Consider the following 21122-nt stretch of genomic DNA (forward strand, 5'->3'; position numbering starts at 1 on the left):
ATAGTGCTAAATGCTATCTCATTTATACCAAAATACTGTTCTAAAAAACCCTAAATCTATTTTTATATTACTTTTAATTACATTGTTGAGTTTTGGTTATTTTTCTAAAGATTTTAGATTAGATGCTTCTTCTGACACTCTTTTAATTGAGGGAGATCCAGACCTTGAGTATTTAAAAGAGATTACCCAGAGATACGGTTCAAGAGATTTTTTAGTTTTAACCTACACTCCTAATGAGGGAATGATTACAGAGTCTTCAATTAATAACCTTTTAAGCTTAAAATATAAAATTCAAAGTTTGGACTGGGTTCATAGCGTTATAACATTATTAGATATCCCTTTACTTAATAATTCCGAAGCTCCTCTTCAAGAAAGATTGGAAAGTTTTAAAACATTAAAAGATGAAAATGTAGACACAGAGAGAGGATTTAAAGAAATACTAAATAGTCCAGTCTTTAGAAATTTTGTTATTAGTGAAGATGGTAAAACAAGTGGTGTGATTGTTTATATTAAAAAAGATGAACTAAAAAATATAGAGAGCAAAAGTGAAAAAGAAATAGAAATATATAAAGATACTTTAAAGAAAAAGAATCATGAAAATATTACCCAGATAAGAGAGGTAATTAAAAGCTACAAAGATATCGGAAAAATTTATCTAGGAGGCATTCCAATGATTGCTGATGACATGATGTCGTTTATTAAAAGTGATATAATTGTTTTTGGTTTAGGGGTTCTTTTGTTTATCATCGCAACACTTTGGTTTGTATTTAGAAAATTAATTTGGATCATAATACCAATTAGTAGTTGCTTCTTTTCAGTTTTAATCATGACAGGTCTTCTGGGTCTTTTAGGCTGGAAAGTTACTGTTATTTCATCAAACTTTATTGCCCTAATGTTAATCTTAACTATGGCAATGAATATTCACATGAGTACTCGTTTTTTACAATTAAGAAATGACTTTCCAGAGCTGAAAAACTTTGAAATTATTTCAATGACAACTGGAAAAATGTTTTGGCCAATTATTTACACAGTTCTGACAACTGTATGTGCTTTTTTATCTTTAATTTTTAGTGGCATTAAACCAATTATTGATTTTGGCTGGATGATGACTTTAGGCTTAATTACATCCTTTATAATTACATTCACTCTACTTCCTACACTCTTAAATTTTATGTCTAATAATAATATAAAGATTAAACAAGATAGTGATTCAAAAATTACTTCTTTTTTTGGAAAAATCTCTATTAATAATAAAAGTTCTATCTTTATAATTACTGGCCTTGTTATTATTTTAAGTATTGTTGGAATAAGCCGTCTTGAAGTTGAAAATAGTTTTATAAATTATTTTAATAAAAATACTGAAATATATAAAGGTATGAAGCTTATTGATGAAAAGCTAGGTGGCACTACACCCCTGGAAGTTATATTAAAATTTCCTGATAAAGTAAAAGTGAAGGCAACTGAAGATGATGACTTTGAAGATTGGGGAGATGAAGAAAATCAAGATGATGAAAAATACTGGTTTACCAAAGATAAAGTTGATAAAATTCAAGTAGTTCATAACTATTTAGATAGCTTAACGGCTGTTGGAAAAGTTTTGTCATTTAGTTCAATTATAGAAGTTGCTACACAACTAAATAACAACAAGCGTTTAGGAACACTAGAAATGGGTGTTCTTTACTCAAAAATTCCTGAAAGTATAAAAAAAGATATTATTGATCCATATATCTCAATTAAAGACAATGAAGCTAGAATAAGTTTGAGAATTATTGACTCACAAAATGGCTTGAGAAGAAATGATCTCATAAATCAAATAAATTATGATTTAGAAAATAAATTAAAATTAAACAAGGATGAGTTTAAACTTGCTGGTGTTTTAATTTTATTTAATAATTTACTTCAAAGCCTTTTTAAATCACAGATACTTACATTGGGGCTAGTAATGGTTGGAATTTTTTCAATGTTTATGATTTTATTTAGAAATATTAAGCTATCTATAATCGGAGTGGTGCCAAACTTTATTGCTGCTTTTTTTATTTTAGGAATTATTGGGTTATTAGGAATACCTTTAGACATGATGACTATAACAATTGCTGCAATTACAATTGGTATTGCTGTAGATAATAGTATTCACTATATTTATAGATTTAAAGAAGAGTTTTTAAAAACTAAAGATTATAACAAAACTCTTAAAATATGTCACTCTACTGTTGGCGTGGCAATACTTAACACGTCGATAACAATTGTGTTTGGATTTTCAATTCTGGTTTTTTCAAAATTTATACCCACAATTTATTTTGGAGTGTTCACCGGTATAGCCATGTTGCTTGCAATGGTCTCTGTATTAACTCTACTTCCTTCTCTTATTTTAATAAGTAAACCTTTTGGAAAATAAAAAGTAAATATGATTGATGCTTTAAATGATTTTTATAAAGCAATCTCAATTATAGATTTAATTTTTTTAATCATCACTATTTTTTCTGTGATTAAATGTTACAGCGAAGGTTTTGTTTTAAGCTTACTTTCTGCTTCAAAATGGCTTTTAGCTTATGTGGTAACTCTATTTTTATTTCCTAAGATCAGACCCTATTTTAAGAACATGATTGATAGTGAGTACGTGCTTGATGTAGCATTGGGATTAGCTATTTTTGTTCTAGTAATTTTCATAATATTAATAGTGAATAAAGGAATTAGCAAGACTGTGAAGTTTGTAGGACTTGGAAGACTCGATTCCATTTTTGGTTTATTTTTTGGTTTTATTAGAAGTTATGCAATTTGTGTTTGTTTATTTTCAGCTATAGATATTGTGTATAATTATAATAAATGGCCAATTAATACTGACAAATCATACACCTTTCCATACATAGAAAAAGGTAGTATTTATCTTGTAAAAGTATTTCCTAATGAAAAAAAATATCAAGATTCTAAAGAAAAAATTAAAGAGCTATAATCCAAAAATTAAAGAAGAATGTGGTGTATTTGGTATAAGCAATAGTAACGATGCGCTCCCTAACCGCTTTAGGTCTTCATGCACTTCAACATAGAGGACAAGAAGGATGTGGAATTGTATCATTTGATGGAAAAAAATATCATTCAGAAAAAAGATTTGGTTTAGTTGGAGATAACTTCAACAAAGAAAAGGTTTTAAAAAATTTACTTGGTAAATATGCCATAGGGCACAACAGGTACAGCACAACGGGTGAAAATACTTTAAGAAATATTCAGCCTTTCTTTGCAGATACTAATGCTGGTGGTATTGGTGTTGCACATAATGGAAATTTAACCAACTCAGTTACACTTAGAAATAAATTAGTTGAAGATGGTGCGATTTTTTACACAACTTCAGATACTGAAACGATTGTTCAATTAATAGCAAAATCAAAAAGAAGCAAAACAGTAGATAAAGTTATTGATGCTATATTTCAAATTCAAGGTGGCTACGCATTAGTTATGCTTACACAAAGTACATTGATAGGTGTGAGAGACCCACATGGAATACGCCCCTTGATTATTGGTAAAATAAAAGACAGTTATGTTTTGGCATCTGAAACATGTGCTCTAGATATTATAGGCGCTAAGTACGTAAGAGATGTAGAAAATGGTGAAATTGTTTTAATTGAAGATGGTGAGTTAAAAAGTTTCAAGCCCTTTCCTGCAAGGAAAGTTAGACCCTGTGTTTTTGAATATATTTATTTTGCTAGACCTGATAGTTTATTAGATGGAAAGTCCGCTTATGAACATAGAAAAAATTTAGGCATAGAACTTGCGAAAGAAAATAAAATTGATGCAGATATAATAGTCCCTGTACCAGACTCGGGAAATGCAGCCGCACTTGGATTCGCTCAATACTTGGGAATTAATTTCGAATTAGGTTTAATTAGAAACCATTATGTTGGAAGAACTTTTATAGAGCCCAGTCAAAAGATTAGAAGTTTGGGTGTTAAATTAAAATTGAATGCTAATCAATCCACAATTAAAGATAAAAGAATTATTTTAATAGATGACTCTTTGGTTAGAGGAACAACTTCTCATAAAATTGTTAAAATGCTTTATGACGCTGGTGCAAAAGAAGTCCATGTTAAAATTGCATGTCCAGAAATTAGATATCCTGATTTTTATGGTGTCGATACACCAACTAAAAAAGAGCTTCTTGCAGCAAATAAAACTAATGAAGAAATTTGTGAATATATTGGTGCTAAATCTTTAGATTTTTTGTCACTTGAAGGGCTATATAGAGCAATAGGATTTGAAAAAAGGAATGACACCTACCCTCAATTAACAGATCACTATTTTACTGGAGATTATCCAGTAAAACCAATTGATATATTGGGTGATGATAGAATAACTCAACTATCTTTATTAAGCACAGCATCAGGAAATTAAGATGAGCACAGTAAAGTTTACTGAAATGAAATATGGCTCAAAAGATGATTACTTAATGCTAGATAAGTATGAGCATGAATATATTAACAAAACTGCCGATAGAGTAATAAAGTTTATGAGTGGATTAAATTCAACTCTAGAAGGATATAAGATTACAAGACTTGAGCATTCTCTTCAAATAGCAACAAGAACTTTAAAGGATAAGGCCAGTGAAGAAATGATTGTTGCAGGCGCTACTCCATGATATTGGTGATGAATTAGCTCCTTTAAATCATTCAGAGTATGCAGCCTCAGTATTAAAACCTTTCGTAAGTGAAAAAACTCATTGGATAATTGCAAAACATGGAGAGTTTCAAATGTATTATTATGCCCACTATCTCGGTGGCAATAGAAATCAAAGAGATAAATATAAAGATCACAAGTATTATGAGGATACTTTAAACTTTTGCGAAAAATGGGATCAGGCATCTTTTGACCCAAATTTTAAAAGTCTAAAACTTAAAGATTTTGCTCCACTAATTAGAAATATTTTTTCTAGAAAACCTCACACTTTTTGGTAGTCATTAATTAATGACTTTAAATTAGTCTTTATATCACTATATATGAATCAATGATTACCAATAAAGAACAAATAATTAATTATTTTAACTCAGGAATTAGAGATACTAAAGATTTTAAACTTGGTGTTGAGCACGAAAAATTTTTATTTGATCAAAATGATAATAAAAGAGCTGATTACAAAACTGTACTCAAAATGTTTAATGCATTAAGTGAGTTTGGTTGGAAACCAATAATGGAAAAGCAGAATATCATTGGTCTACAAAAAGAGGGTAAAAATATTACACTTGAACCTGGCAATCAAATAGAATTATCGGGTGATAAGTTAAATAATATTCATGAAACCTGCGCCGAATCTCATGATTATCTATTTGAATTAAAACAAGTAACTAAAAAAATTGGTTTAAAAATTGTTAGTGCTGGTTTTGATCCAATTTCAGCTCTAGGTGAAGTACCTAACAACCCCAAGCAAAGATATGAAGTGATGACTAAAGATATGCCCAATGGTGGGTCGCTAAGTCTAGACATGATGTATAGAACTTGTGGCACTCAATTAAACCTCGATTACAACTCAGAAGAGGATTTTATAAAGAAATTTAAAATAATTAATTCATTAGTGCCAATATCAATTGCTTTATTTGCAAACTCATCAATAGTTGAAAAAAAGAATAGTGGTTATATGTCTTATAGATCAAAAGTTTGGCAAGAAACTTCTAGAGGAGGTCTTCCTGAGATTTTTTTTGATAATATGAATTTTGAAAAATATGCAGATTTTTCGATAAACTTTCCCCTTCTATTCATCCAGAGTGATAAAGAATATTTATCTGGGAAAAATTATACATTTTCAGATTTTATGAATGGAAAAATTAAGGAAATAGGTAATAAGCTGCCGACAGAAGGCGATTTAGCAACTCATCTAAGTACTATCTTTACAGAAAATCGATTAAAAAAATATATAGAATTAAGATCTATGGATACATGTGGTTGGGACTGTTTGTGTGCTGGACCAGCATTTAATACAGGGATTTTATATGGAAATTTAGATGAAACTTTTGAGTTAGTTTCTAAATGGGATAAAAATAAAATTATTAATGCATATTTGGAGGCTCCTAAAAAAGGTTTTAATGCAGAGTTGATGGGTAAAGATTTATTATATTGGTCATCTTTATTGCTTAATTTGTCTAGAAAAGGTTTAGAGAGTAGAGACATTTTAAATAAATCTGGTGAAAACGAGACAAAGTTTTTAAACCACTTAGAAAAATTAATTCATAATAAAACAACAAATGCAGATCATATGATTAATAAATTTTCCAAAGATGAAAATTTAACTGAACTATATGACAAATAAGATAGTTGCTATTCAAGGAAATCACCCTTCGGAACTTAACCCAAAAAGTGATAGCAGTATATTTCTCGCTGTAGAAGCTCAAAATAAAAATTGTAAAATATTCTATTATGAGCCTAAAGATCTTTCGATAATAAGTAATAAAGTAGTAGCTAAGGGCTATTTTATAGAATTTAGTTATTCCAATAAAAATTTCTTTAAAATTATAAGTAAGAAAACATTGGCTTTATCTAGATGTAAATATCTACTCATACGTCAAGACCCACCTTTTAACTTAGAGTATATTTCAACAACATACATATTAGATAAAATCAAAGATAAGATTAAGATTGTTAATAACCCAACATCTATAAGAAATGTATCAGAAAAATTATACTCAACTAGATTTCAAAAATTCATGCCCAATACAATTTTTACAAAAGACATCAATGAGGTTATTAAATTTTTTACAAAAAATAAAAAGATTATTATCAAACCTATTCATAGTTTCAGTGGAAATGATATTCACCTTATTGAGAAAAAAATTAATAAAAAACTGATTTTAAATTTTATTAAAAAACATGGACATATTATGTGCCAAAAGTTTTTACCAAAAATTAAATTTGGCGATAAAAGAGTTTTTTTAATTAATGGAAAAATTTGTGGGGCAATTTCAAGAGTTCCTAAAAAAGGATCTTTCTTAAGCAACATGAGTAAAGGCGCTATTCCTATTGCTACTAAATTAACAAGAATAGAAACAAAAATTTCAAATTCAATTGCTAAAGACCTTAAAAAAAATAACATTTATTTTTCCGGTATTGATTTTATAGATCAAAAACTAAATGGCGACATTAATGTGACTTCGCCTACTGGACTTAAAACTTTTTATGATTTAACAAATATAAATCTTGCTAAAAACTTTTGGAAAGGTTTAGGGGCTTGAACAATTTAACTGAGCAACAAAAAGGTTCATTATTAGCTTTTGTCGCAGTAATGTTTATTACACCTGACTCTTTATTCATCAGACTTTCTAACGTTGATACATGGGGTTTATTATTCTATCGAGGACTTATTCCTTTTATTACTGTCTTTCTTGGGATGTTAATAATTTATAAATTAAATTTTTTTAAGATGTTGTTCTCAAGTGGCTATCACGGGCTACTTTATATAGGAACTTTTTCAGTTACAAACATTACATTTGTTGTATCGATACAAAATACAAATGTTGCAAACACATTGGTTATGATTGCTATGGCCCCTATGCTGTCTGCAGTTCTTGGAGGAATTTTTCTAAAAGAATTACCTGATAAAAAAACATGGGTTACAATATTTATAACTTTTACAGCTGCTATATATATATTCTACGATTTAATACAGCTTGGTAATTTTTTTGGTGACATACTAGGCTTAATAACTGCCTTAGGTTTGGCTATTGGTGCGGTTACTATTAGATCTGCAAAAGATAAAAATCTAATTCCTGCTGCAGTTGTTGGCAAATTGATTGTCGCTCTATTTGCTCTACTGTTCATAGAAAGTTTTGCATTAATGGATAGTGATCTAATTATAGTTCCATTAATGTGTGTTATGTGTGTTGCTATCCCTTTTGTGTTGGTAACTATAGCTCCTAGGTTCATCCCTGCTGCTGAAGTGAACTTATTTTTCTTATTAGAGACGATTATTGGGCCTATCTGGGTATGGCTAATTATTAAAGAACAACCCAGTCTCGAAACTATCCAAGGTGGGGCTGTGATTATCACCGCCATTGCAATCCACTCTTTTATCAAATTAAAGAATTCATAATTGAAGCACAATAAAGACTTGATTTACATCTAGATCACAAATAAGCACGGTCAATTTTATGAATAAAGTTTTAAAGAATTCTTGGGCATTGTTTTTAGGTATGGGCTTTCTTATGATGGCCTATGGTTTTCAAGGCTCACTCTTGGGTGTAAGAGCTGTACAAGAAGAGTTTAGTCTAGCAGCAACTGGCTTTATGATGTCAGGGTATTTTGTTGGCTACTTTATTGGTGCATCAACAATTCCTAATCTTATATCTCGTGTTGGTCATATTAGAGTTTTTGAGCTTTTGCATCTTTAGCATCTTTAGTTGTCTTGGTTCACTCAGTTTTTATTAATCCTTATGTTTGGTTTGTTCTAAGAGTTTTAACAGGAATAAGCATGGTTTGTATTTATACTGTTGCAGAAAGTTGGTTAAACGATAGGTCGTCCAATAAAAATAGAGGAAGTGTTTTATCTATTTATATGGTTATTTTATATGGTTCAATGGGCATAGGAATGTTTTTACTTAATTTTAGTCGTCCTGAAAATTATGAACCTTTCATATTAGTTTCAATCATTACATCTGTTGCTCTTATACCAATTCTATTAACTAAAAAAAAACCACCTACATTTAAAAAAATTAAAGGTATGCCTTTAAAAGAACTGTATGAAACTTCACCTTTTGGAATGGTAAGTGCTCTTTTTTATGGAACAATTCAATCTGCATTATTTACATTGTTAGCAGTTTATGCGGCATCAATGAATTTTACTATATTTCAGATATCACTTGTAACATTTCTTTTAGCGATTTCTGGTGCTATTTCACAATACCCTATTGGAAAACTTTCTGATAAATATGATAGAAGGAAAGTAATAGTAATCTCAACTTTTGGTGCATGTATTTTTGCTCTACTTGCTATTATATCATCAGGTCAAATGTATTTACCAGGAACTCTAGCTACCAGTAAAGTATGGTTTTTTATTTTTTTAATTTGTTTTTCTATTTGTAGTTTACCAATGTTCTCTTTAATTTGTGCTCACACAAATGACTACATACCAAAAGAAAAATTTGTAGCGGCTGGTGCTGGTATACAATTTACATTTGGTTTGGGTGCAATGAGTGGTCCATTTCTTTGTTCAATTTTTATGAATATAGTTGGTTCTAATGGATTTTTTATATTTTTACTTTTCTTTCATGCTTTAATAGGAATTTTTGGTATTTATAGAATGAAAGTTAGAGACACAGTTGAAAACCCAGATTCTCAATTCGTTGCTATGCCTTCAACCATCACTCCTGCGGGAATTGAATTAAGCCCGACAACAGAACCTATTGAAGAGCCAGTGAAAACTGAAGATACTCAAGGAACAACTAATCTTTAAGCATATCGGCCTGCCACATAACCAGAGGACCACGCCCATTGAAAATTATAACCACCTAAGTGGCCTGTAACATCTACGACTTCACCAATAAAGAATAGACCTGGGTGCTTCTTTGACATCATTGTTTTAGATGAAATCTCTTCAGTATCAATTCCTCCTAAAGTGACTTCTGCCGTTCTATAACCTTCAGACCCCGTTGGATTTATAGCCCAAGCATTGATAGAGCTACTTAATTGATTTAATACCTTATTCGATAATTCACATATATTACCACTAACATTATTTTCATTACAAATGATATAAGCCAGCCTCTTCGGGAGAATTTCTGAAATTATAACGTTGATATCCTGTTTAGGATTAGAATTTTTTCTATCACCTAGGAATTTGATAATATCTAGTTTAGGAGACAGGTTAATTTTAATATCATCTCCTAATTTCCAATAAGAAGAAATTTGTAAAATAGAAGGTCCGCTTAAACCTCTATGAGTAAACAACATGCCCTCCTCGAAGAAGATCTTTTTAAATGATACAACCGCTTCAACAGACAGCCCTGTAAGCTCTTTACATATACCAAGTATTTTTTCAGTAAAAGTTAGTGGTACTAACGCAGGAAGTGTTTCAACAACTTTTAAATTAAATTTTTGAGCAATATCATAGCCAAATTTACTTGCTCCAATCTTAGGGATAGACAAGCCACCAGTAGCAACAATCAATGAGTCACAAAAATATTTATCAGAACCAATGGTAATAAAATATTTGTCTTCTTGTTTACCAACATCTTCTATTATTGTCTCTTTTTTTAAGACTACATTTGCCGTCTTGCATTCTAAAAGCAGCATATCGATAATTTGTTGAGCACTCTCATCACAAAAAAGTTGACCTAATTTTTTTTCATGAAATTTAATATTATGCTTCTTTATTAAATCTATAAAGTCATTTTGTGTGTATTGTTTTAAGGCAGATATTACAAATTTTGGATTGTTTGAAATAAACTTGCTAGGATGAGTGTGTATGTTTGTAAAATTACATCTTCCACCACCAGATATTCTAATTTTTTCTCCTATTTTTTTTGCATGATCTACTAAAAGTACTTTTCTTCCACGTTTACCAGCTTCTATAGCACTCATCATCCCAGCTGCGCCTGCGCCTACTATAATAACATCATATTTTTCTGTCATGGATTAATAATAAAGTTTAATAATGTGGAGGCTTTTTATCTTCCATAGCCATACCTGCTTCATCACCACTTTCTAAATCAATAATTTTTTTTTCTAAATTTGAAATTTGTTTTTTTAAAACAGATACTTCTTTTTGTTGAGAATATAATTCATCACTCATCTGTGAGACTTCATGTTGCAGAAAGGCTATCTGCTCTTCTAATTTTTTAATCAAATTTTCCATCTAAATAGCAACTTACGAGACATACTGAATAAATCAAATGATCAATTTTACACTTATTATTGGATTGAAGATGTTTCAAAGAAATAGAAAGTTAAAATCAACTGAAATATTAATGATTTTAAGTATTTTATTTAAATATCTTAGGTATTGGAAACGGCACTATTATTTTTCCGTTATTTTTTAAAAATTTTTTCTCTTGTTTTGCTATTTCTTTAGCTATGTTCCAAGATAGAAGTAAAAGGTAATTTATTTTGTTTGCGTTAATATATTTAGGATCAATTATTTTTATATGTGTGCCAGGCGTATATTTTCCTTGTTTAATCTTACTTTTATCATAAATGTTATCTAAATAATTTTTTCCAATATTGCAAATTTGTAATAGAGCTTGGCCTTTTCCTGAAGCACCATAAGCTGAAATATTTTGTTTTTTGTCTTTTAATTTCTTTAAATAATCATTTAGTTTTTCTTTATGAGCATTAACTTTCTTTGCAAAATTTATCCAGCTTGGTAATTTAAATAATCCCATCTTTTTTTCTTTTACTAATAATAACTGGATTCTTTGGTTTTTCTTAATTTTATAACTTTTTTTGGCAATATAACATCTTATAGAACCACCTTGAGATTCAATTTTTTCAACATCTATAACTTGTAAATTATTTTTATCACATAGATCATTGATAGATTTTAATGAATGAAAGCCTACATGTTCGTGAAAAATATTGTCATATTGATTATCTTTATAGATATTTTCTAAATGAGGGACTTCTATAATAAATATACCATCATCATTCATTAAATTATTAACTCCCTTAAAGATATCATTAGGATTAGGTGTGTGTGCAATCACATTTCTTGCAATACAAAAATCAAAAGAGTTGTACTTATTCTTGATCTCTTTAGATTTTTTATATGAAAAGAAGTCAACAATTGTGTTTACTTTCTTTTTTTTTGAAATTTTTATTAAATTTTTAGCAGGATCAATTCCTAGGGCAAAACTATTATATCTATTTTTTGCCTCTTTTAATAAGGTCCCATCATTACTTGCAATTTCAAATATTTTACTTTTTTTATTTAGATTAAAATTTTTTTTTAATGATTTTAAAAGACTTAAAATCAGCTCAATATTACTTTTAGAAACGCCTGTTTCCCATTCGTAATGATTAAATAATTTTTGTGGTTTAACTAGATTTTGAATTTGTAAATGTTTACAATTTTCACAAACTGCAACTGAAAGGGGGTATTTTTTTTCATTTATAATTTCATTTTTTTTAAGAAAACTTCCAGATAATGCTACTTTTTTGAAATTTAGAATAGAAATTAACCTATTATTGCAAATTCTACATTTTTTTTTCATTTATAAATGACTTACTTCCTTAAAAAATATTCAATTTGTTTTCTTGTGGTCTCTTCGGCGTTATTTTCAAAAAAACAATTCTTGTACCATTCTACAGTCATTTTTATTGTTTCTTTAAAATTTAAAGTAGGAGACCAATCAAGTTCTTTTTTTGCTTTACGATTAGCAATCATCAATAATTTAGCTTCTTTAAGTTCTTTATTTTTAACAATATTGATTTTTTTTTCTTCACCCCAACAACTTATTACTTCTTTTACTACATGAATTACTGTTCTACAATTTATCGTATTTGGTCCAAAATTCCAGTTTGGCTCAATCGAACTTGAAAGTTTTCTATTCATTAACATTTCACCAAGTTTCAAATATCCAGAAATTGGCTCTAAAACATGCTGCCAAGGTCTAGTTGAATTAGGACTTCTTATAATCAGTGGAGTTTTATTTTTTAATGATTTGATTACATCTGGAACTATTCGATTTTTTTTCATATCACCACCACCAATTACATTTCCAGCTCTTGTAGTTGCATAAGATAATTTTTTATTCTTAAGTAAAAAACTTTTATGATAGGATTCAAATACTAGTTCAGCACAAGCTTTGGAGGCTGAATATAAATCTTCCCCACCTAAAGTATCATTTTCAAAGTAGCTTGTTTTTCTTCCATCATTTAAATAGCATTTGTCAGATGTGATATATACTAGATTTTTAATTTCATTAATTCTTACTACCTCTAAAATATTAGCACTTCCCAGGACATTTGTTGTTATCGTTCCTATTGGATTCGCATAACTTTCTGATACAACAGATTGAGCAGCTAAATGAAAGATAATATCTGGTTTTTCTTTTTTAATTACTTGATTTAATTTTTTTAAATTATTTATGTCTAAATAAATTTGCTTAATCTTTCGTGATAATAATAGTTTTTTGAAGAGTATTGAATCTTTCTCTGGCTTTAATGCTATTCCAACAACTTTTGCATTAAGCAAATGTAACCAATAACACAGCCATGTACCCTTGAATCCTGTAGATCCAGTTACTATTACTTTTAAATTTTTATATGTTTGTAATTTATTGATACTCATTTTTAGAAAGTATTTATATATTATAGTTGTATTTGTACATTAAAAAAATACCTGATAAAAATTTAATTTTAAAAAAAACTTAAAAAAATCACTGTCAAATTTTATAGATAATTTACAAATGACAAGGATAGTTATAGGAAATAGTCGATCTATGACAAATAATAATATTTTGTAATTTTTATTAAGATTGTGTTAAATGTACGGGCTGACACTACCCTATACTAATTATAGGGGCTATTTATTTTTAATAAAGAATAATTCTTATAAAGCTATCAAATTAAACAATAAACTAGAGATATCACTAGAGACTTTTGTAATAAATCAGATAGATTCTTTTAAATCACATTGAGTGATCCTCAAAGATTTGGTAAGAAATTTTATATGAGCTATTTTTATCAATACTTTGCGAATATTTCCATAAGATACAAATTGAAAACTTTTTATAAAATTTTTTACAACATATTCAAATTTTTTCTTAAAAAAAAATAATTTTAAATTTTGTAAAATATAAATTTATTGCTTATCCTCAAAAAAAAAGAACTCAGCCGTTGGATGATACGAAATTTGAAAATCTGGGATGAGTCGATGATATATTTAATTATTAAAAATATAAAAGAAAATAACTCTATATTTATTGATATTGGTTGTAATTATGGGGCGTATTCAATACCAATATCAAAAATCAAAAATAAAATTGATGTTTATTGTTTTGATCCATCCAAGAAATCTTTAGATAAATTGGTTGAAAATATTAAACTAAACAAAATTCAAAATATTAAATACTTTAAAATAGGAATTGGTGAAAAAGAAAAATATTCTTTTTTCGACGATAATTTAAAAAATTATAAAAATTCTGGCTCATATCAAATTAATGATGATAAAAGAGGAACTAGAATCCAAATAAATTCTATAGATAATTTGATTAAAAAAAAAATAATTTATCCAAAAAAAAAAATATTTATAAAAATGGATATTGAAGGATATGAGTTTTTTGCTCTTCAAGGATTAATTAAAACTATAAATAAATTTAACGTTATGATTTTTTTTGAATTTTCAAAAAAAATTTTAGAAAATCATGAAAATTTAGAAACCAAAATGTCAAAGTTCATAAAAGACAATAATTTAATAATTTATAATAGTAATTTTGTTGAACAAAAATTGGAAAAATTATTTTCTGATATTAAGAAACTAAAAAAAGATCATGAAGTTTTGGATAATTTTATTTTGGTCAATGATAATAATTCTAATTATTAATCTAAATAATCACATAGAGATTCACCTAAAATATCCTTTAAAATAAAAATTGCACCATAATGTGAAAAAATTAATCTGGAACATTAATTAGTATTATGAATAATGAAACCAGAAAGTTATATAAGAGCTTTCATTTGCCAGTGCCTTGGAATTTTCTACTATAATTAATTAAAGGTTAATTGACAGGAACTACAAAACTTGATGTGTACGTTCTATGTTTATCTGTGATTGAGTCCGTTATACCTAGATCAAAAAACACAACGCTCCCAGCTAATTTGGCACCTTCTATCTCACTTGGAATATTTGCTTTACCTGTCTTGCCTGAATCTGAAGTACATTCAACTCTTAATGAATCATCTGATCTTCTAACCATAAATGTTGCTGGTACTTTGCCCTTTAAAGATACTCTTTTATTTGTGAGGCTGCACTCTCCATCGCTACCGTCACTCAAGGATAACGACACGGGAACATTCGCATCATTAACAATAGTAGCACAAGATGCTAACATAAAGATTGATAATAGGATTGCTAAAATTTTCATAAAAAAACTTTAATGCTTATTTATCTAAAAGTCTACCTGTTAATTTGTATTATAAGCTCATCCATTTTTAGTGTCTATTTTGTGTCTAATTAATTATAATATAATTTCATTATGAATAAAGAAAACGAAAGCAAACTGTAGAAAATGATAAAAAATTATGCCTTCATTTGATGTAGTAAATAAAATTAATTATCAAGAATTTGATAATGCTCTTGCTAATTGTTTGAGAGAAATTGGTAACCGGTATGATTTTAAAGGACTTAAAATTTCAATTGATAGAAAAGACAAGATAATTACCACACTAGCGCCAGATGAATTAAAATTAAAACAAGTAAATGAATTATTACAAATTCATCTTATAAGAAGAAAAGTTGATCCAAGGGTAATAATTATTAAAAATTCAGAAAGTGCTGCGGGTGCATCCATCAGGCAAGTCAGTGAATTAGAAGAAGGTATTAGCCAAGAAAATGCTAAAAAAATTATTGCTGATATAAAAAAACTAAAACTTAAAATCCAAATTAAAATTCAAGGAGAAGAATTAAGAGCTGAAGGAAAAAAAAGAGACGATCTTCAAGAAGCAATGTCTGCAATAGAAGCCATTGATATTGGTCACCCAATAGAATTTGTGAATTTTAGAGATTAATTTCATTTTTATGAAAAAAGAAAACGAAAGCAAACTGTAGAAAATGATAAAAAATTATGCCTTCATTTGATGTAGTAAATAAAATTAATTATCAAGAATTTGATAATGCTCTTGCTAATTGTTTGAGAGAAATTGGTAACCGGTATGATTTTAAAGGACTTAAAATTTCAATTGATAGAAAAGACAAGATAATTACCACACTAGCGCCAGATGAATTAAAATTAAAACAAGTAAATGAATTATTACAAATTCATCTTATAAGAAGAAAAGTTGATCCAAGGGTAATAATTATTAAAAATTCAGAAAGTGCTGCGGGTGCATCCATCAGGCAAGTCAGTGAATTAGAAGAAGGTATTAGCCAAGAAAATGCTAAAAAAATTATTGCTGATATAAAAAAACTAAAACTTAAAATCCAAATTAAAATTCAAGGAGAAGAATTAAGAGCTGAAGGAAAAAAAAGAGACGATCTTCAAGAAGCAATGTCTGCAATAGAAGCCATTGATATTGGTCACCCAATAGAATTTGTGAATTTTAGAGATTAATTTCATTTTTATGAAAAAAGAAAACGCAAGTAAACTGTGGACTTTAATTCAGGAAGCCGGCCTTTATTTACTGGGTCAACTTCCCAGCCACCCTAATCATCCTAAGGGAAGAAACCCTTACGCACACGTCGCCCTATGTGTCAAAGAGAAGTTTGGTAACTCTTATAAAGATATTCCTGATGATAAATTTCAAGAAGTTGTTGATTACATTAACTTTTTGAAAGAGAACCCAAGTTAAGCAAGAGAACATTTTGTTCCAACCCAGAAATGTTTGGGGTTTGTTGGTGGTCTGTCCTAGATAATCCTATAACTGATAAGCATGGTCTGTAATTCCTGTTGCCTGTTGCTTTGTGGGGGTAGCCTAGTTCATGGCACCGGCTGAGGGGACTTAGCTACTTATTTGATAATTCAAAAAATGATATTTATTATATAAACAAAAGTACCATAAAACATAAAGGTTTTGTCTTTACCTAATTCTTAGTTCAAATTTATTTACTTGGATCAGGAACTTTACGCAGATAAGGTTTTATCGTTTTCCATCCGTCAGGATATATTTTTTTTGCCTCTTCATTTGTAACGCTAGGGACAATAATTACATCTTCACCTTTTTTCCAATCCGCAGGGGTTGCAACTTTATGTTTTGCTGTTAGTTGCATAGAATCAATAGCTCTCAAAATTTCGTGAAAGTTACGCCCTGTTGTCATTGGGTAAGTTAAGAAAAGACCAATTCTTTTATCAGGTCTAATAACATAAACCGTTCTAACTGTTTGATTGTCTACAGCTGTACGCCCCATTGATGTGGCTCCCGCATCTCCCTCAAGCATATTATAAAGTTTTGCAATTTCTAATTTTTCATCTGCAATAATTGGATAATTAGGTTTTAAACCGCAAACATCATTAATATCTTCTAGCCATTTAACATGGTCTGATACCGGATCAACACTTAAACCCATTACTTTAACATTTCTTTTTTCAAATTCTGGTTTCATTTTAGCTAGTGCACCTAATTCTGTAGTGCAAACTGGTGTAAAATCTTTTGGATGTGAAAATAAAATTCCCCAACTATCCCCTAACCAGGCATGTAATGATAATTTTCCTTCAGAGGTTTCAGCCGTAAAGTCTGGCGCTAAGCTATTTATTTTTAATGTCATTTTTTCCCTTTTTTTTATTTTTTCATCTTCTTCTAGTCTTTGTTCTTTTTGTATTTCTTGTATTTGTGCTTCTAGTCTTTGTTCTTTTTGTATTTCTTGTATTTCTGCATCTTGTCTTTGTGCTTCGACTTTACTTATTTTAATCTTTTTTATATTTTTAGATCTTTTCTTAACTTTAGGTTTTAACTTTTTGACTGTTTTTTTTCTTTTGTCAGCTATCTTTATTTTTGTAGCCATATGATTATTTAACCAAAAATTAATATTAAAATCTATTTAAATAATTATATTTCCACTAAATATTAAATATCATTCTACATCGTGTGTTTAATTGAATTGTGTTTAATGCTTTAAATATGAATGAAATTAAAAAAAGTTTAAAAAAATCTCTACTTAATTAAATAAGTTTAAAATAGCTGAACACTTGTAGAACTTTATCTAATTCTGCGGTATAATAATTTCTCTAATCACCGCAATCATTTCAGCTATAAGCCGACCATCAAAAAATAAATTTAACAATTTAAAGTGTCAAAATTATGTTTTTGAAAATGATAAAAATACTCTGTTTTATGGGCATACATGACTACAAAACGTTAAATATTGAGTTTGGTTTTGGACCAACAGATAGAGTTACAACACTTGAGTGCAAAAGGTGTGGCTACACTACAATTAAAGGAGGTTAATAAAAAAATACTTGTCATGAAAAGTATTGAAAGAAATATAGATATAAGAAGATATCTTAATTGGTCAAGAATAGTTAAGGGCAAACCCATACATATAAGATTGTACGAATTAATTTATTACGAATTACTTATAATGTGGTTTGAGATGAATAAACCTCCTCTAAGAAGATTAATTTATGAAACTATTAACTCTCAAGATTTTGAAGAAAAATTTGTTAGAGGAAAAATTTTTCAAAAATATATAGATGAGGTTTTAGAAACACCCTGTGAAGATGGTTCTGGATATTACAATCCAGACTCAAGAGAAATTCTAACAGAAATAAATATTAAGGAATTATATGATATTAAATTTTTGATAAAAGATGAGTTAGATAATGTAATAATGATTGATAGATACAATGGGATATTCACATTTTGTAAAATTTATGAAAAATGGTGTTTAGAAAAAAAAGCTAAACAGGTTGAGGATATAACAAAAAAAGAAAGATTTGATGTAACATTAGATCTGCCATTAAAAATTTCAAAATAAATTTAGAATAACTGCGATCAGAATAAGTAAATGAGGTTGAATGTTTTATCAATTTTCAATTGTCACAGTTAGAGTTATAAGTAATACAATATTAAACCATAACAGGCCTAAAACTATAATTGATAATATGTTTTTTGGAATGGCCTAAGAAGTATATTTTTTATTATTAAAATTTTATTATTTATTTATAAAATCTCTTAAATGTTGATTTTCATCTTTATACTGTTCAATAATATGATTTACCACATCTCCAATAGACACAATACCTAATAGTTTTTTTTCTTCTATTATAGGGATATGTCTAATTTTATGATTAGAAATTATTTCCATTAATTCTGTAACAGAAGTGTTTAGATTACAAGATATTATATTTGTAGTCATTATTTTGGTAACCAGTAATTCACTGCTGAATTCATCTTTATAAATATATCGAGCAAGATCTCTCTCAGAAATAATTCCAATTACACTTTTATCGTGTTCACTTAATACCGGCATCACACCAACATTATGTGTTTGAAGTTTGTTGCTTGCTGTCTTTAATGTATCTTTTTCAGTTAATGTAAAACATTCTCTATTAGAAAGTTTTGTAACTAGTTTTCTTGCCATTTTTATTTTATATGTTTATTTTATTGCCATCATGATCCTAGCACAAAAATGTTACTCGTAGATAGGTTTTAATTTCGTTCAAACTTCTAATTTTTGCTCTATCAACTTGTTGCTAACTAAGATTATAGAATAACCCCACTTATTTTTTTGACAGCTTATCTTTCATAACCAATTTAAGTTTCTTTAAGGTTCTTAAATCGTACCAACTTTTAGTTCCTCTTTTTGAGCTTCTTTGTTTTTCAGCAACAGTTACTTTTTTTTTAAGATCTTTGTGTTGTTCTTTTATTTTCATTTATTTGATCATAATCACTCTAAACAAAACTATTTATCGTATTAATTTTTATTCATCTGACATTGGACAAGGTGATAATGGTTCTAATTTCTCTTGGAGTTTTTCTGATGTAGTTTGTTCTTTTTTATTTCTTTTAGATTCCTCAGAACTTTCTGCTAATTGATTTCTTTCTTTTTCAGCTTCTTCTTCTAAATATTTTTTAAATCTTATTCCTCTAACAATTTCCATAAATTTATTATCTCTCTAAACTTTTGGATACTCCAATTAAACAATCTCTACGTATTGTGTAATTTTACTAAATTTATAATGCAAATTAATGTTAAGACTTTTTAAAATCATAGTAGACATAATTATTTTAAAATTATATTTTCTAATTTTAAGGGGGTCACCCTTTCGGTAAACTCCAAAAGAGTTCCCCTATAAGTGGCGGTCTACGCCAAAATCCATAATAATGGATTTATGTTTTCTGATCTTAGTTAGTCTTTTATTATTTAGTCACAACCAGCTAAATTTCAGGTGGTGATAGGCTCATAATCGACCTCCTTTATTGATTATTTAAATCATACCATCTCCAAATACCCTATTCAAAACATTTATTTTCTTTTATGTTAAATATATTTATTGAATATGGTTTACCAAGATAATACGATTTCGAAAAATTTAAATAAACCTTCTTCCCATGTTTTTTCCCGTATAAAAAATACTTTAAACCGTCTCAATTTTATTGAAGTAATCTTATAAAAAATATAAAATTTTTTTAAGTAATTTATTAAAAATATTGTTCTGATGAATATACAAACAGAAGCGACTCCAAATCCTTCCAGCCTGAAATTTTTGCCAGGTAAAACCGTAATGGAAAAGGAAACGGCTGATTTTCGTAATGTGGAAGAAGCAAAATTTTCTCCATTCGCCTTAAATTTATTTAAAATTGATGGTGTTGAGGGAGTTTTTTTTGGCTCTGATTTTATTTCAATAACAAAAGCTGACAATCATGATTGGCAATACCTCGAATCTACAATTATTGAAACAATTAGAGAATGTTATAAATCAGAGACTGCTTTCATACTTGCTGGTCAAGATAATGCAGGTGATACAAGTACTACCGAAGATACGGAAGCGGTGATTAAAATAAAAAAAATAATAGATACTCAAGTAAGACCCGCTGTTGCAAGAGACGGTGGAGATATTACTTTTCAAAGTTTTGATAACGGTATTGTCTATCTTCAGATGAAGGGTGCTTGCTCAGGTTGTCCAAGTTCAGCCCTAACTTTAAAAGTGGGTATTGAAAAAACACTTAAACATTATATTCCCGAAGTGCTCGAGGTCCAACAAGTAACCTAAAATAACAATTATGAAACTAGTAAAATGTATAATTCCATCAGTAATTAATTTCTTTGTTTATTTAATCTTATCGCTTATAGCAATTTACTGTTTAATTTTTATTGCTAGTTATTTTGCAAGCCAAACTTATGCCATAACTCACGGAGAATATTTTTTAATTTGGATTGTGATGGCAGTTTTTATTAGACAAGTCAGCGGAGATGTTTCGGTATTATTTTTTAATAAATCTAAAAGAAAATAATCTTAAAATATAAAGATTATTTAATTCTTAACTTCCTTTTCCAA

26 protein-coding genes and 1 pseudogene are annotated in these 21122 nt (G+C 28.6%); 18 read left to right on the top strand and 9 right to left on the bottom strand.

Annotated elements, in window-relative coordinates:
- Positions 1-10: 10 nt before the first annotated feature.
- From ABXT58_RS05270 to ABXT58_RS05315, 10 genes and pseudogenes are all read left to right on the top strand, one after another.
- A complete protein-coding gene (locus ABXT58_RS05270; protein WP_415303634.1) occupies positions 11-2395 on the top strand; it encodes an efflux RND transporter permease subunit in 2385 nt (794 codons plus the stop codon).
- A gap of 9 nt (positions 2396-2404) precedes the next feature.
- Positions 2405-2950, top strand: a complete 546-nt coding sequence (locus ABXT58_RS05275) for a CvpA family protein (protein ID WP_415303635.1) — start codon at positions 2405-2407, stop codon at positions 2948-2950.
- Positions 2904-4383: pseudogene (purF, locus tag ABXT58_RS05280) on the top strand (amidophosphoribosyltransferase). Before ABXT58_RS05275 ends, purF begins: the two are co-directional and overlap by 47 nt.
- A 1-nt stretch (position 4384) precedes the next feature.
- Positions 4385-4627, top strand: a complete 243-nt coding sequence (locus ABXT58_RS05285) for a hypothetical protein (protein WP_415303636.1) — start codon at positions 4385-4387, stop codon at positions 4625-4627.
- Entirely contained in the window at positions 4608-4943 is a 336-nt protein-coding gene (locus tag ABXT58_RS05290; RefSeq protein ID WP_415303637.1) for a hypothetical protein, read from the top strand. The genes ABXT58_RS05285 and ABXT58_RS05290 overlap by 20 nt, the downstream gene beginning before the upstream one ends.
- Before the next feature lie 50 nt (positions 4944-4993).
- Entirely contained in the window at positions 4994-6289 is a 1296-nt protein-coding gene (locus ABXT58_RS05295; protein ID WP_415303638.1) for a glutamate--cysteine ligase, read from the top strand.
- Positions 6279-7208, top strand: coding sequence for a glutathione synthase (gshB, locus tag ABXT58_RS05300; protein ID WP_415303639.1), 930 nt, complete (start codon positions 6279-6281; stop codon positions 7206-7208). Before ABXT58_RS05295 ends, gshB begins: the two co-directional genes overlap by 11 nt.
- Complete coding sequence (locus ABXT58_RS05305) at positions 7205-8065, top strand: DMT family transporter (protein ID WP_415303640.1); 861 nt, start codon at positions 7205-7207, stop codon at positions 8063-8065. The genes gshB and ABXT58_RS05305 overlap by 4 nt, the downstream gene beginning before the upstream one ends.
- Positions 8066-8123: 58 nt before the next feature.
- Positions 8124-8363, top strand: coding sequence for a hypothetical protein (locus ABXT58_RS05310; protein ID WP_415303641.1), 240 nt, complete (start codon positions 8124-8126; stop codon positions 8361-8363).
- Between the two features lie 14 nt (positions 8364-8377).
- Positions 8378-9424 carry an MFS transporter gene (locus ABXT58_RS05315; RefSeq protein ID WP_415303642.1) on the top strand — a complete coding sequence of 349 codons (1047 nt, stop codon included), beginning with the start codon at positions 8378-8380 and terminating at the stop codon, positions 9422-9424.
- Here the strand turns inward: ABXT58_RS05315 and ABXT58_RS05320 are convergent.
- The 4 genes from ABXT58_RS05320 to rfbG all read right to left on the bottom strand — a co-directional run bounded on the left by ABXT58_RS05320 (position 9421) and on the right by rfbG (position 13258).
- The gene (locus tag ABXT58_RS05320; RefSeq protein WP_415303643.1) at positions 9421-10602 is read right to left on the bottom strand and encodes an NAD(P)/FAD-dependent oxidoreductase; all 1182 of its coding nucleotides are present in this window, start codon (positions 10600-10602) and stop codon (positions 9421-9423) included. The genes ABXT58_RS05315 and ABXT58_RS05320 overlap by 4 nt on opposite strands.
- Positions 10603-10618: 16 nt before the next feature.
- Positions 10619-10825 (bottom strand): SlyX family protein, encoded by a 207-nt coding sequence (locus ABXT58_RS05325; RefSeq protein ID WP_415303644.1) that lies wholly within the window; start codon positions 10823-10825, stop codon positions 10619-10621.
- A gap of 127 nt (positions 10826-10952) precedes the next feature.
- Entirely contained in the window at positions 10953-12179 is a 1227-nt protein-coding gene (locus tag ABXT58_RS05330) for a class I SAM-dependent methyltransferase (protein WP_415303645.1), read from the bottom strand.
- 11 nt (positions 12180-12190) lie between these two features.
- Positions 12191-13258 (bottom strand): CDP-glucose 4,6-dehydratase, encoded by a 1068-nt coding sequence (gene rfbG / locus ABXT58_RS05335; RefSeq protein WP_415303646.1) that lies wholly within the window; start codon positions 13256-13258, stop codon positions 12191-12193.
- 552 nt (positions 13259-13810) lie between these two features.
- On the opposite strand from rfbG, the gene ABXT58_RS05340 reads away from it, so the two are divergent.
- Entirely contained in the window at positions 13811-14512 is a 702-nt protein-coding gene (locus ABXT58_RS05340; protein WP_415303647.1) for an FkbM family methyltransferase, read from the top strand.
- A gap of 175 nt (positions 14513-14687) precedes the next feature.
- Here the strand turns inward: ABXT58_RS05340 and ABXT58_RS05345 are convergent, their stop codons facing one another.
- Positions 14688-15053, bottom strand: coding sequence for a hypothetical protein (locus tag ABXT58_RS05345; protein ID WP_415303648.1), 366 nt, complete (start codon positions 15051-15053; stop codon positions 14688-14690).
- Positions 15054-15210: 157 nt separating this feature from the next.
- Between ABXT58_RS05345 and ABXT58_RS05350 the strand changes: the two genes are divergently transcribed.
- From ABXT58_RS05350 to ABXT58_RS05360, 3 genes are read left to right on the top strand one after another with little or no spacing between them, the layout of a single operon-like run.
- The gene (locus tag ABXT58_RS05350) at positions 15211-15696 is read left to right on the top strand and encodes a YajQ family cyclic di-GMP-binding protein (protein WP_415303649.1); all 486 of its coding nucleotides are present in this window, start codon (positions 15211-15213) and stop codon (positions 15694-15696) included.
- Between the two features lie 56 nt (positions 15697-15752).
- The gene (locus ABXT58_RS05355) at positions 15753-16238 is read left to right on the top strand and encodes a YajQ family cyclic di-GMP-binding protein (RefSeq protein ID WP_415303649.1); all 486 of its coding nucleotides are present in this window, start codon (positions 15753-15755) and stop codon (positions 16236-16238) included.
- A gap of 10 nt (positions 16239-16248) precedes the next feature.
- Positions 16249-16476: a hypothetical protein gene (locus ABXT58_RS05360; protein WP_415303650.1), complete on the top strand. Its 228-nt coding sequence runs from the start codon at positions 16249-16251 to the stop codon at positions 16474-16476.
- A gap of 250 nt (positions 16477-16726) precedes the next feature.
- On the opposite strand, the gene ABXT58_RS05365 is transcribed toward ABXT58_RS05360, so the two are convergent.
- Positions 16727-17389 carry a peroxiredoxin gene (locus ABXT58_RS05365; protein ID WP_415285451.1) on the bottom strand — a complete coding sequence of 221 codons (663 nt, stop codon included), beginning with the start codon at positions 17387-17389 and terminating at the stop codon, positions 16727-16729.
- 545 nt (positions 17390-17934) lie between these two features.
- On the opposite strand from ABXT58_RS05365, the gene ABXT58_RS05370 reads away from it, so the two are divergent.
- Positions 17935-18069 (top strand): hypothetical protein, encoded by a 135-nt coding sequence (locus ABXT58_RS05370; protein WP_415276242.1) that lies wholly within the window; start codon positions 17935-17937, stop codon positions 18067-18069.
- 16 nt (positions 18070-18085) lie between these two features.
- Complete coding sequence (locus ABXT58_RS05375) at positions 18086-18598, top strand: hypothetical protein (protein ID WP_415303651.1); 513 nt, start codon at positions 18086-18088, stop codon at positions 18596-18598.
- 177 nt (positions 18599-18775) lie between these two features.
- Here ABXT58_RS05375 and ABXT58_RS05380 read toward each other — a convergent pair whose 3' ends face one another.
- The 3 genes from ABXT58_RS05380 to ABXT58_RS05390 all read right to left on the bottom strand — a co-directional run bounded on the left by ABXT58_RS05380 (position 18776) and on the right by ABXT58_RS05390 (position 19724).
- Positions 18776-19204 carry a CBS domain-containing protein gene (locus tag ABXT58_RS05380; RefSeq protein WP_415303652.1) on the bottom strand — a complete coding sequence of 143 codons (429 nt, stop codon included), beginning with the start codon at positions 19202-19204 and terminating at the stop codon, positions 18776-18778.
- Between the two features lie 139 nt (positions 19205-19343).
- On the bottom strand, positions 19344-19496 hold the full coding sequence (locus ABXT58_RS05385) for a hypothetical protein (RefSeq protein ID WP_415303653.1): 153 nt from the start codon (positions 19494-19496) through the stop codon (positions 19344-19346).
- A 48-nt stretch (positions 19497-19544) separates the two neighbouring features.
- On the bottom strand, positions 19545-19724 hold the full coding sequence (locus ABXT58_RS05390; RefSeq protein ID WP_415277771.1) for a hypothetical protein: 180 nt from the start codon (positions 19722-19724) through the stop codon (positions 19545-19547).
- Positions 19725-20282: 558 nt separating this feature from the next.
- Here ABXT58_RS05390 and ABXT58_RS05395 point away from each other — a divergent pair.
- A complete protein-coding gene (locus ABXT58_RS05395; RefSeq protein WP_415303654.1) occupies positions 20283-20837 on the top strand; it encodes a NifU family protein in 555 nt (184 codons plus the stop codon).
- 10 nt (positions 20838-20847) lie between these two features.
- Positions 20848-21078 carry a hypothetical protein gene (locus ABXT58_RS05400; protein WP_415303655.1) on the top strand — a complete coding sequence of 77 codons (231 nt, stop codon included), beginning with the start codon at positions 20848-20850 and terminating at the stop codon, positions 21076-21078.
- The last annotated feature ends 44 nt before the right edge of the window (positions 21079-21122 follow it).

The organism is Candidatus Pelagibacter sp. Uisw_090 (genome assembly GCF_047717845.1).
GTDB lineage: Bacteria > Pseudomonadota > Alphaproteobacteria > Pelagibacterales > Pelagibacteraceae > Pelagibacter.